The sequence below is a fragment of the Litchfieldella anticariensis FP35 = DSM 16096 genome (assembly GCF_000409775.1).
GTDB lineage: Bacteria > Pseudomonadota > Gammaproteobacteria > Pseudomonadales > Halomonadaceae > Litchfieldella > Litchfieldella anticariensis.
On the sequence record NZ_KE332393.1, the window covers coordinates 100,983 to 112,823 of the forward strand.

The 11,841-nt window shown below is 60.4% G+C and carries 13 protein-coding genes and 1 pseudogene; 4 read left to right on the top strand and 10 right to left on the bottom strand.

Going from position 1 to position 11,841, the window contains the following annotated elements:
* Window positions 1-10: 10 nt before the first annotated feature.
* The gene (locus L861_RS18870) at window positions 11-865 is read right to left on the bottom strand and encodes an SDR family oxidoreductase (protein ID WP_016418249.1); all 855 of its coding nucleotides are present in this window, start codon (window positions 863-865) and stop codon (window positions 11-13) included.
* A gap of 194 nt (window positions 866-1,059) precedes the next feature.
* On the opposite strand from L861_RS18870, the gene L861_RS18875 reads away from it, so the two are divergent.
* The gene (locus L861_RS18875; protein ID WP_016418250.1) at window positions 1,060-2,094 is read left to right on the top strand and encodes an aspartate carbamoyltransferase; all 1,035 of its coding nucleotides are present in this window, start codon (window positions 1,060-1,062) and stop codon (window positions 2,092-2,094) included.
* 189 nt (window positions 2,095-2,283) lie between these two features.
* Window positions 2,284-2,931 carry a hypothetical protein gene (locus tag L861_RS18880; protein ID WP_016418251.1) on the top strand — a complete coding sequence of 216 codons (648 nt, stop codon included), beginning with the start codon at window positions 2,284-2,286 and terminating at the stop codon, window positions 2,929-2,931.
* A 34-nt stretch (window positions 2,932-2,965) separates the two neighbouring features.
* On the opposite strand, the gene ruvX is transcribed toward L861_RS18880, so the two are convergent.
* The 6 genes and pseudogenes from ruvX to folD all read right to left on the bottom strand — a co-directional run bounded on the left by ruvX (window position 2,966) and on the right by folD (window position 7,694).
* Window positions 2,966-3,412 (bottom strand): Holliday junction resolvase RuvX, encoded by a 447-nt coding sequence (gene ruvX / locus L861_RS18885; protein ID WP_016418252.1) that lies wholly within the window; start codon window positions 3,410-3,412, stop codon window positions 2,966-2,968.
* Window positions 3,412-3,969 carry a YqgE/AlgH family protein gene (locus tag L861_RS18890; RefSeq protein WP_016418253.1) on the bottom strand — a complete coding sequence of 186 codons (558 nt, stop codon included), beginning with the start codon at window positions 3,967-3,969 and terminating at the stop codon, window positions 3,412-3,414. Before L861_RS18890 ends, ruvX begins: the two co-directional genes overlap by 1 nt.
* A gap of 29 nt (window positions 3,970-3,998) precedes the next feature.
* The gene (locus L861_RS23740) at window positions 3,999-4,883 is read right to left on the bottom strand and encodes an energy transducer TonB (RefSeq protein WP_016418254.1); all 885 of its coding nucleotides are present in this window, start codon (window positions 4,881-4,883) and stop codon (window positions 3,999-4,001) included.
* 15 nt (window positions 4,884-4,898) lie between these two features.
* Window positions 4,899-5,865: pseudogene (gene gshB / locus L861_RS18900) on the bottom strand (glutathione synthase).
* 76 nt (window positions 5,866-5,941) lie between these two features.
* On the bottom strand, window positions 5,942-6,646 hold the full coding sequence (locus L861_RS18905) for a CvfB family protein (protein ID WP_027947575.1): 705 nt from the start codon (window positions 6,644-6,646) through the stop codon (window positions 5,942-5,944).
* 112 nt (window positions 6,647-6,758) lie between these two features.
* The gene (gene folD, locus L861_RS18910; protein WP_016418256.1) at window positions 6,759-7,694 is read right to left on the bottom strand and encodes a bifunctional methylenetetrahydrofolate dehydrogenase/methenyltetrahydrofolate cyclohydrolase FolD; all 936 of its coding nucleotides are present in this window, start codon (window positions 7,692-7,694) and stop codon (window positions 6,759-6,761) included.
* Window positions 7,695-7,895: 201 nt separating this feature from the next.
* Here folD and L861_RS18915 point away from each other — a divergent pair, with 201 nt between their 5' ends.
* A complete protein-coding gene (locus tag L861_RS18915; RefSeq protein ID WP_016418257.1) occupies window positions 7,896-8,183 on the top strand; it encodes a GYD domain-containing protein in 288 nt (95 codons plus the stop codon).
* 27 nt (window positions 8,184-8,210) lie between these two features.
* On the opposite strand, the gene L861_RS18920 is transcribed toward L861_RS18915, so the two are convergent.
* Genes L861_RS18920 through L861_RS18930 form a run of 3 tightly spaced genes read right to left on the bottom strand, consistent with a single transcriptional unit; the run spans window position 8,211 to window position 9,974 of the window.
* Window positions 8,211-8,939, bottom strand: a complete 729-nt coding sequence (locus L861_RS18920) for a 16S rRNA (uracil(1498)-N(3))-methyltransferase (RefSeq protein ID WP_016418258.1) — start codon at window positions 8,937-8,939, stop codon at window positions 8,211-8,213.
* A gap of 54 nt (window positions 8,940-8,993) precedes the next feature.
* Entirely contained in the window at window positions 8,994-9,506 is a 513-nt protein-coding gene (secB, locus tag L861_RS18925) for a protein-export chaperone SecB (RefSeq protein ID WP_016418259.1), read from the bottom strand.
* 45 nt (window positions 9,507-9,551) lie between these two features.
* The gene (locus L861_RS18930; RefSeq protein ID WP_016418260.1) at window positions 9,552-9,974 is read right to left on the bottom strand and encodes a rhodanese-like domain-containing protein; all 423 of its coding nucleotides are present in this window, start codon (window positions 9,972-9,974) and stop codon (window positions 9,552-9,554) included.
* A gap of 284 nt (window positions 9,975-10,258) precedes the next feature.
* Between L861_RS18930 and gpmI the strand changes: the two genes are divergently transcribed.
* Window positions 10,259-11,833, top strand: a complete 1,575-nt coding sequence (gene gpmI / locus L861_RS18935; RefSeq protein WP_016418261.1) for a 2,3-bisphosphoglycerate-independent phosphoglycerate mutase — start codon at window positions 10,259-10,261, stop codon at window positions 11,831-11,833.
* Window positions 11,834-11,841 lie beyond the last annotated feature (8 nt).

Sequence of the window (11,841 nt, forward strand, 5' to 3'; positions counted from 1 at the left end):
GCGCCCTCCGTCAGGTATTGAGCACCACCCCTCCATTGAGATGCAGGGTCTGGCCGGTCATGTAGGAAGAGTCATCGCTGGCCAGATAAACGTAGGCCGGCCCCATCTCACTAGGCTGGCCGGCCCTGCCCATCGGCACCTGCTCGCCAAAGGACTCGACTTTCTCCGCGGGAAAGCTAGCCGGGATCAGCGGCGTCCATACCGGGCCCGGTGCTACGGCATTGACGCGAATCCCCCTCTCCACCAATGAAGTGGCCAGCGAACGTACCAGCCCCTGGATAGCGCCTTTGGTGGAGGTATAGTCAATCAGCGAGCCATGCCCCTTGAAGGCATTGATCGACGATGTGGAGATGATGGTATCGCCTTCGTCCATGTGCGGCAGGGCCGCCTTGGCCATATAGAAATGGCTGAAGATGTTGGTCTGAAAAGTACGTTCGAGCTGGTCGTCAGGGATCTGGGTCACGTCATCCCAGTCGTACTGCTCGGCAGCGTTGTTGACCAGGATATTAAGCTTGCCAAAGGTCTCCAGCGTCGTGTCGACGATCTCGCGGCAGAAAGCTGGTTTACCGACATCCCCTTTGATCAGTAGGCAACGTCGACCCTCCGCCTCGACCAGCGCTCGGCTGTCCTCGGCATCGCGTTCCTCGTCAAGATAGACGAGCACGCTGTCGGCACCCTCGCGGGCATAGTGCAAGGCTACGGCGCGACCGATACCACTGTCACCACCGGTGATGATCGCCACTCTGTCCTCTAGCTTGCCGGTACCACGATAGCTTTCACGAATGAACTCTGGCTCCGGGCGCATACGGTGCTCGTCGCCAGGTTGCTTATGCTGTTCTTGGGGAGGTTGCTTATGCTCGACCATGTACCATCCCTCCTTGCTTCACTGCGGACGCCAGGCACCATTTTCATAAGGCACCTCTTGCCGTGGATACTTGCCTGTGAAGATAGAAGGACTTCGCTTCTGGCAACAAGCGAAGTGGTTGGCGTACTCTCGTGAAGTGTGCGGAAATGGCGTTACACTAGCGACCATTTCCTATCACCATGCCGAGGCCTGCGATGAGTCCCCATCTGTTGTCCGTCGATTCCCTATCCCGTGACCAGGTCGATCACCTGCTGCGCGTCGCTTCCCGCATGGAGCCAATCGCCCAGAGGCGCAAGATCACGCGGGTGCTGGAAGGCGCGGTACTCGGCAACCTGTTCTTCGAGGCCAGCACGCGCACCCGGGTCAGCTTCAATGCCGCCTTCTGCCGGCTGGGCGGCAGTGTCTGCGACACCACCGGCTTCACCTTCTCGTCGATGGCCAAGGGCGAGTCGCTCTACGATACCAGCCGAGTGATGAGCGGCTATGTCGACGCCATCGTGATGCGCCATCCGGAACAGGGGTCGGTGGCGGAGTTCGCCGCTGCCACCCATGTGCCGGTGATCAACGGTGGCGATGGCCCTGGTGAACACCCCAGCCAGGCACTGCTCGATCTCTACACTATCGACAAGGAATTTGCCCGGCTCGGCAAGTCGCTTGTCGGCGCCCACCTACTTCTGACCGGGGATCTCAAGTACGGGCGTACTGTGCATTCGTTGATCAAGCTGCTGTCGCTCTACGACCCCATGCGTATCACCCTGGTATCGCCGCCGGGACTGGAAATGCCCAGCCATTTGATCGACCTGGTTACCTCCCGAGGCCACCGTGTCGAGCAGCGAGAAAGCCTGGCCAATGACTTCTCGGATCTGGATGTGATCTATACCACACGCATCCAGAAAGAACGCTTCACCGACGAGATGAGCGAGAGCTTCAACGGCATTTCCCAGGATTTCAGTGTCAATCGCGCCTTCCTTGAATCGCGCTGCAACGCCACCACCATCGTCATGCACCCACTGCCTCGTGATAGCCGCCCCGGTGCCAACGATCTCGACGTCGACCTCAACGGCGACCCCCGTCTGGCAATCTTCCGCCAGACCGATAATGGCATCCCCATGCGCATGGCGATCTTCGCCACCTTGCTGAAGGTAGAGGAACTGATCGAAAAGGACCTGCGCGAGGTACGCTGGTTCGTGCCGAAGAAAATTGGCGTCGACGATGGTCAACCCGGCTGACAGCCAGCACAGGACAAGGCTTTGCCCAACAGAACCTAGACTTTTGGATGGCTGCGCGGTAGGTCGGGATATGCCAGACTGCCGCGAGCGGGAAGGGCTGCCCACCCTTGGCCCATATTGCGTCAACCCGTATCGATTTCGAGTCAACGATCCAACCGACTGCCAGTCGTGAAGGGAGGTGTTGCGCCAATGAATCTGAATCGAGCCTATATCCTGCTAGGTATCTTCTACAGTTTGCTTGTCCTGCTGGGCGCCATCGCATTGCTGATCGGGGCCGGCTCTCCCATGTCGCTGATACAGGTGGCAATTGGCGCCCTGACGGTGATCGGACTATGGGGCTACATCCTTGACAAAGGCTTTCTCAATCCACGTATATGGCGGCAACTCGCCTATGCCCTGGGTGCCGGTATCGTTCTGCAACTGGTAGCGACCTTCACGGCTTCACTCTCTTCGGTGGACATTACCTGGATGCTGATTAGTGCCGTCTTTTCCGCACTGGTGATCTTCATTCTGCATCAGTATGGCGATCGCGATCAGGAGCTATGGGCCACGCCCGAGGAGATCGAAGGCGGCCGGGTGCTGGGTGAACTGCTTTCCCAGCAGCAGGAACTGGTCATGGAGAAGCAGGAACAGGACAGACAGGCCATCGTTAACGTGTCCAAGGTGGGGGAACGGTATCGCGCCAGCGTCGTCAGGGCACGAGGAGAAGCCGAAGAACGTTTCGAGGAGCACTTCTCAAGCCTCTCGACACTGGCCTTCTTCATCGAGAAGTATACCTGCATCACGATAGGAGACTTTGGTCATAAGTACGCTGTAAGCCCCATGAGCATCGCGTAACCATACGCGGGTTCACACTGCCGCCTTAAGCCACTCATGCGCGGGGCGGCAGCCCTTCCCTGAGTGCGAAGAAGCTCTCCAGAATCAACTGTGCGGCAATGCCGTCGACCCCTTCCTCGCGATAGTTGCCACGATGGCCCTGCTCTCGAGCGATGGCCTTGGCCTCGCGGGTCGAGCCGCGCTCGTCGACCATCTCACACGGCTTGCCGTAGCGACCATATAGGCGCTTGCCGAACTTGCGCGCCCGCGTACTCATCTCGGATTCGCTGCCATCCATGTTCAGCGGCAGGCCGACCACGAACAGATCGGGGTGCCACTCATCGACCAAGCGCGTCATCTCGTTCCAGTCGGGAATACCATCACGTGCCGGTAACGGCTCCAGTACCGTGGCCTGGCCAAGTATCTCGTTGCCCACCGCGACCCCGATGCGTCGTACGCCGAAGTCGAAGGCCAGGATCAGCCGTTGTCCTGCCGTTGCCATCAAGAGTGACCTGCATCGCGACTCATCAGATTAAGATCGACCCCCAGGATACCGGCGGCTGCACTCAGCCGTTGCTCGGGTGGTACGTCAAACAGAATATCGGCACGTCCTTCCACCGTCAGCCAGGAATTTTCCTTGAGCTCGTGCTCGAGCTGACCAGCCTCCCAGCCGGCACACCCCAAACAAACCAGGAAATCCTTCGGCCCCTCGCCAGCGGCGAGTGCCTTGAGCATGTCCATTGAAGTGGTCAATGCGATATCGTCAGCCACCTGGATGCTCGAGTCCCAGGGCTGGCAACTGCCGCGATGTAGAATGAAGCCACGATCCTTGTGCACCGGACCACCGTAATAGACCAGGGCATCGCGGTGCGGGCTGTCATCGCCACCCAGATCGAGCTGTTCGAACAAGGCATCCAGTGTGAGGTCGAGCGGACGATTGACGATCACGCCCATGGTGCCGTTGTCATCGTGGTCGCACAGATAGCTCAGGCTACCGGCAAAGTTGGAATCCTCGAGATGAGGCATCGCCAGCAGAAAATGATTCTTCAAGCTTTGCATGGGCCTCCTGGGCGGCAGGGTCGATCACCCTATCGCACGCCGAAATTGTTGCCGTTACCGAAGCGCCAGACACGTGTGATGGTCAGACGTTCCAAACCGGCCATACCGCGATCGAAGGGCCGGTAAGGCGCTGCACCTTGCACGGTATCCAGTGCCGCCTGATCGAGTTCGGAATGTCCCGACGATTGTACCACTTCCACCTGAAGTAACTGACCCTCGTGGTCAATCACCACACGAATTCGCAATTGGCCGGCAATATGCGCCGGTGCCGGATGGAAGCGATTACCGTATTCCTCGACCCGTCGCGTCCAGGCATCGATATAGCGCGCCTTGGCTGCCTGTTGCTCGGGGCTCTCGTTCCCCGCCCCCATATGGCTGGCATCGAAGCCTTGCTGACGCACACTGGCGGTAGCCTGCGCCAGTAGGTCACGGCCGTTCGCAGGCGGGGACGTGGTAGAAGGTGAAGAGGACGATTCGTTGGTTCGGGATATTGGCTCCGATGGCGGCGACGATGATGAGTTGGCTGGCTTCGGCACGCTTGCTGCGGGGCTCGGCGAAGTCGACTCGGCAGGCTCGGGCTTGGCAGCCTGCTCGATCGCCTCATCGGGCACCGTCACATCCGGCGTCTCGGGAGTCATCTCACGCTCAGACGGTTTGCCAACCTCATCGTCACTGGCCTGCTGATTCGCCTCGGCACTGGCCTCGACGGCTTCCGCCGCCACCGACGGCTGAGTGACCAGAGTCACATCGATACTGGAGTACCGTACTGGTGGGGTCTCAGGTGCCAGCGTCCAGCTGGCCACCGCTCCGAGTACAGCCACATGCAGCAGCAGTGATGCCACCCAGGCCAGCCAGTGACGGTAGGGTCGGGTAACCGCCGAATGATATACCGGATCGGTGGCTGTCAGCGCCATGGCGACGCCCCACCCCTAGGCCAATGCCCGACGACGGGCGATGGCATTCATCAGCATGCCCGCGATATCGGTACCACGCTGATCGTCGATCTCGCGTACACAGGTGGGGCTGGTAACGTTGATCTCGGTGATGTAGTCACCGATCACATCGAGACCGACGAACATCAGGCCTTTCTCCTGGATCATCGGCTTGACCTGCTCGATCAGCCAATGATCGCGTTCGGTCAGCTCACGGCTGACGCCACGTCCACCGGCAGCCAGATTGCCGCGCGTTTCACCGGCCATCGGCAAGCGTGCCAAGCCATAAGGTACCGGCTCCCCCTCGATCAGCAGAAAACGGGGGGCGGTCGCCATCGGTGATCTCGGGGATATAACGCTGCGCCATGATCTGACGCTTGCCGCGCTCGGTAAGCATTTCGATGATCGCGCCCAGATTGCGACCCTCGGGGCGCACATGGAACACGCCGGTGCCGCCCATGCCATCCAGCGGCTTGTAGATCACATCGCCATGCTCGGCATGGAAGGCACGCAATACCTTATCGCTGCAAGACACCAAGGTCGGTGTGCAACACTGTGGGAACTGCTGGGCGAAGAGTTTCTCGTTGCATTCGAGCAGAGCACGGGTGGGGTTGACCACCAGCACGCCTTCGCGTTCGGCGAAGCCCAGTAGATGCACGGCATTGAGGAAGTGGCTATCCACCGGGGGATCCTTGCGCATCAGGATCACATCCAACTCGGCCAGTGGTCGACTTTCCGGCTCGCCCAGGGCATACCAGTGCTCAGGGTCGCGGAATGCCTCGAGTTCGCACATCCGCCCCCAAGCGCGGCCATTGTGCAGAAACAGGTCTTCCTGCTCCAAATAGTACAGCGACCAACCACGCTCCTGGGCCGCCCACAGCATGGCCAGGGTGGTGTCCTTCTTGTAGGTGATATTGGCGATGGTATCCATGACCACGCCGACCTTGAGAGCGCGTTGACTCATTTCAGGCAGCCTTCCACGAAAGGGGAGTAATGAGCGCAGTATGCCGCAGGGAGAAGGAGAAGACCAAGGTAGAGGCTCAGTCCTCTTGCTCCGCCAGCAGCCGGATTCCCTCGCTCTCTATGACGATCAGGCGCTTCTTGTAGAGCCGCCCAATGGCCTGCTTGAAGGCATTCTTGCTCACGCCTAGACGTGCCTTGATCTCCGATGCCGGGCTCTTGTCGGAAAGCGCCAGATAGCCATGATGGCGGCGCAGCAGCTCGAGAATCTTGTCACCCACCATGTCTAGCCTGGCCGTACCGGGCGGCAACAGCGACAAGTCCAACCGACCATCGTCGCGCACGCGTTTCACGTAGCCGGTCAAGCGCTGCCCACGACGCGGCGCCTGGGGCAGGTCATCGTGATAGAGCAGCCCCCAGAAACGATGGTCAACCACCGCCTTGACGCCCAAGTCGGTGCGATCGGCAATCATCAGTTCGACCTCGTCTCCCGGAGCCAGGCCGCTAGCTTCGTCCGTAATGAAGCGGTCTAGCCGCTGTGATGCCACCGGGCGGCCACGATCGTCTTCGTAGACCATGACCAGCACCCGCTTACCGGGCTCGGGCCGAAAGCGCTGCTCGCCATAAGGCAGCAACAAATCCTTGGGTTGCCCCCAGTCAAGGAAAGCACCGGTATCGTTGACCGTCACCACCTGGAGGTAAGCCACCTGGCCGGGGCACACCAAGGGTGGGTGATCGGCGGAGTGACGACGGGCGGAGGAACGCTCTCTGGGAGACCGACTCATGGTGGTTGTCTGCTATCGCTAAGGGGCGGATATGATGGCATCCGAAGAGCGATCTTCGCAAAGCCTTACGTCAATGCCGTGCATTTCGTCCAAGACCCTGTAGATGGCGCGATCAGGTGGATACCGCCACTTGACGTCTCGCCGCCTGCAGGGTGTTGTGCATCAGCATGGCGATGGTCATTGGGCCGACGCCGCCCGGTACGGGGGTGATGGCCGAAGCCAGCGGCGCGACCACTTCGAAATCGACATCTCCCACTAGTTGCGCCGAGCCGTCATCATCCTCGACGCGATTGATACCGACATCGATTACCACCGCGCCAGGTTTGACCCATTCAGCAGTGACCAAGCCGGGCACGCCCACCGCGGCGACTACGATGTCTGCCTGGCGACAGATCTCTGCCGGTGATGGTGTGCGGCTGTGAATGACGGTCACGGTAGCGTTGTGCGCCAGCAACAGACTGGCCATTGGCTTGCCGACGATATTGGAGCGGCCGATGACCACCGCTCGCTTACCGCTGAGGTCAGGCCCCAACGCCTGCTCGATCAGGTGCATGACCCCCTTGGGTGTGCACGGCAGTAGTGCGGCGCCGATGGCACCGGTGACCAGACGGCCCACGTTGACGTAGTGGAACCCGTCGACATCCTTGTCGGGCGCAATGGCTTGGATCACGCAATCGGCATCGATCTGCGCCGGCAGCGGCAACTGCACCAGAATGCCGTGGATCTTGGAATCGCCATTGAGCGACTCGACCAACGCCAGAAGTTCGGCTTGGGTTGTCGTGGCCGGTAGGTCGTACTGGCGAGAGAGAAAGCCGCACGCCTTGGCGCGCCGTCCCTTGTTGCGCACATAGACTTGGCTGGCCGGATCGTCGCCAACCAGTACCACCGCTAGTCCTGGGGTGAGCCCTTCGCGTTCGACGGCCTCACGCACTTCAGCGGTGATGGCGTTCGCTGTGCGTTTGCCATCAAGAATACGAGGCTTGTCAGAAGATGATGGTGCAATCGTCATTGAGCAGAATTCGGTATCGAGGTGGAGTTTCACGGCCATGGCCGCATGGTCGACATGCTGCCCATCCTGCTCGATGATCGGCCCTTCGTCCAGAAGGACTCAACCCCATTGCCCAATGGAACATCTATGCTTGTCTCATGGACAAGCATCAATACCGCGCACGGAGGCTAAATTCCATCCTGGTCCAACAAGGTTAATGCCCATCAAGCGCATGAACCGAGGAAATGGGAGATACTCGTCATGGCTATGTATCTGATACTTACTCGCCTGGAACCAACGGCGGTATCAGACCCCGCCGAATTAAAGACGATTGCAGAGACCGTAAAGGCAAAGATCAAAGAGCGCTGCCCAAGTGTCGATTGGAAAGACAGCTACGCCACGCTGGGACAATTCGACGTCATCGATTTAGTAGAGAGCGATGACCCCAAGGAAGTGGAACGGGCGGCCATGATCATTCGCTCGTATGGCCACGGCAGCACGGAAACGCTGCTTGCGACACCGTGGAAGGAATTTCTCGAGGCAATGTGAATGCCGCGAAGGCCTGAGACGGGGCGGTTACCCCAGATCACCGAAGTGATACTGCAGCAGCGTCAAGGCCACCACGGGGGCGGTTTCGGTGCGTAAGATACGCGGGCCGAGGGTGAGGGGAGCAAAGCTCGATGCCAAGGCGGCAGTGACTTCCTGTGAGGACAGGCCACCTTCAGGGCCGATCAGCAGGGCAGCCGAGGAAGGCGAAGCGTGCCGTTCGAGGCCGCCTTCAGTGGTGGGGTGTAACACCAGGCGCAGCGGCTCATCACGTACGGCGAGCCAGTCGGTGAGCATCACGGGGGGATGTATGGGTGGGACGACGGCGCGGCCGCACTGCTCACAAGCGCTAGCCGCCACTGCTTGCCAATGGGCCAGTTTCTTCGCTTCGCGCTCGCCCTTGAGGCGCACGTCGCCATGTTCGGTATACAGCGGGGTGATTTCGGCGACACCCAGCTCCACCGCCTTTTGAATGGCATAGTCCATGCGGTCGCCCTTGGATACCGCCTGTCCCAAGTGCACGGCTAGCGAGGATTCGGCCATCCCGGGGCCGGTCGCGTCAATGCGCACCGTCACGCGTTTGCGACCAGTCTCGATCAATACAGCCCGAGCTTCCTGTCCACGGCCGTCGAACAGGGTCAGTTCAGCACCTTCACGTAAGCGCAGCACCAAGGCGACGTGGCGTGCCGCGCCTTCGGGTAGAACGAGGTCGCCGCCGACGGCAAAGTCGGCGGCGACATGAATACGCGGAGCACTCATCGGTGCGCTGCGCCTCGCTTACTGGCTAGTGGCAATTTACTGGCTAGTACCCATCTACTGAGTCGTACCAACGCCCTGCGCCTCGCGCTGCTTCTTCTGGGCGTACATGGCCTCGAAGTTGACCGGCGCCAGCATCAGCGGCGGGAAACCGCCACGGTTGACCAGGTTGTCGATGCACTCGCGAGCATAGGGGAACAGCACGTTGGGACAAAAAGCCCCCAGGGTGTGCTCGAGTTGCTCACCCTCGATGCCGGAAATGCGGAACATGCCTGCCTGCTCGACCTCGACCAGGAAGGAAGTGTTACCGGTCTCGCTGTGCGACACCTGAGCCGTGACCTTGACCACCACTTCGTAAAGGCCATCGCCAACCTGATTGCTGGTGGTGTTCAGGTCGAGGCCGACCTTGGGCTTGAACGGCTGTTGAAACACCTGCGGTGCGTTCGGCGACTCGAAGGAAATGTCCTTGACGTAGATACGCTGCAGGGCGAACTGCAGTTGCGGCTTCTGCTGGTCCGAGGCCGTTCCTTGAGTATTACTACCTGCGCTCTGGTTGTTGTCTTCCGCCATGCTGTAGATCCTTGAAACCTTGTAGGGAATGAATGTCTGGCGCGATCATTTCTTGACCAACGGCAAACCATCCGCCTGCCACTGAGTCATGCCGCCCTTGAGCTTGAACACGCGCTCGAAACCGGCCTTGGTGAGCTTACCCAAGGCGATGCCCGAGGCCTGACCATGCTTGCAAACCACGATCAGCGGCTTGTCCTTGTGCTTCTCCAGTTCGTTCAGGCGAGCGTCGAGACGACTCTGGGGAATGTTACGGGCACCGGCAATATGCCCGGCCTTGAAGTCATTGGCATCGCGAATGTCGACGACCACGGCATCTTCACGATTGATCAGTTGCGTCGCCTCACCCGAGGATACGCCACTGCGCGTGCCGGTCATCACTTCATAGGCGATCCAAGCGGCCAGTACCAACAGGAAGGCCCCCACCAGCAGCGGGTGGTTCAGTACGAATTCGAACAACTGATCGATCATGGGTCCGGATAACTCTCGTTGGTAAACTCCACATTAGGGCAACTGCGGGACCACCCCTGGACTCGGGCATGAACCACGGTTGCTTCGGGCGGCGCACAGTATACACCACTGGCCCTGGGGCGTCCGGCCGATCCGTTGAACTCGAATGTACGGACTCAATGCCCGGCTGACGCTGGGTGCTGCTGTGCGATATGATGCCGCAACGAGCCGTGAGTCGCGACCCCGGTTCCCATATTTCTCTGGGGACCGGCCCTTGTCGACGCTTAACAACGAGGCCAAACAGCATGTCCGATGCCCAAAGCACCGCCCCCCGTCCGGTGGCGTTGATCATTCTCGATGGCTACGGCCATAACGAAGACACCGAGTCCAACGCCATTGCCGCCGCCCGTACGCCGGTGATGGACCGCCTGAAACGCGAATATCCCAGCGATCTGATCCATACCGACGGCAAGTATGTCGGCTTGCCTGATGGCCAGATGGGCAACTCGGAGGTCGGACACATGAACCTGGGGGCCGGTCGCATCGTCTACCAGGACTTCACTCGCATCACTAAAGCGATCGAGGATGGCGAGCTTGCCTCCAACGAGGTGCTGACGGCACCTATCGACGCCGCCGTGGCCGCGAACAAGGCCGTGCACCTACTGGGACTGCTGTCACCCGGCGGCGTGCACAGCCATGAGGACCACATTCTGGCCATGGCTGAGCTGGCGGCCCAGCGAGGGGCCAAGCGTATCTATGTGCATGGCTTTCTCGACGGTCGCGACACCGCGCCCAAGAGCGCCCGAGCGTCGATTGAGCGCACCGATGCCAAGCTCGCCGAACTGGTCGGTGAAGGCAACGGCTTCGTCGCCTCGCTGATCGGCCGTTACTACGCTATGGACCGCGACAATCGCTGGGACCGCGTGGAGAAGGCCTATCGCCTGGTCACCCAGGGTGAGGGCGAACACGTGGCTGGCACTGCCGTGGCAGGACTCGCCGCCGCCTACGAGCGTGACGAAACTGACGAGTTCGTTGCCGCCACCAGCGTGCGTCCCGATGGCCAACCGGTGACCATGGAGGATGGCGACGCTGCCATTTTCATGAACTTCCGTGCCGACCGTGCCCGCGAGCTGACCCGCGCTTTCGCCGAGAACGATTTCTCTGGCTTCGCGCGCCAGGCGCGCCCACGGCTGGCTGCCGATGGCCTGGTGATGCTGACTCAGTACGCCGCCGACATCCCGACCCCCGCCGCGTTTCCGCCGGAAGACCTGCACAATACGATCGGCGAAGTCATGGAAAAGCGTGGCAAGACCCAGCTACGCATCGCCGAAACCGAGAAATACGCCCACGTGACCTTTTTCTTCTCAGGCGGTCGCGAAGCGGAGTTCAAAGGCGAGACCCGCGAACTGATCCCCTCGCCAAAGGAGGTCAGGACCTACGACGAGAAGCCCGAGATGAGCGCCGTCGAGGTCACCGACAAGTTGGTGGCGGCGATCGATTCCGGTAAGTACGACTTGATCGTGTGCAACTACGCCAATGGCGATATGGTCGGCCACACCGGTAAGTTCGACGCAGCCGTCAAGGCCATCGAAGCTGTCGATGAATGCGTGGGGCGAGTGGTGGAAGCCATCGAACGCGCTGGTGGCGAATGCCTGATCACCGCTGACCACGGCAACGCCGAGCAGATGGTCAACCCCGAGACCGGTGCCCCCCAGACAGCCCATACGACCTGTGAAGTGCCGCTGATCTATGTCAGTAAACGGGCGGCCACGTTGCGCGACGATGGACGCCTGTGCGATATCGCGCCGACCCTGCTGACCATGATGGGCGAAGCGGTGCCGCAGGAAATGACCGGCCAGGTGCTGATCGACTTCCAGTGAGCCCTGAG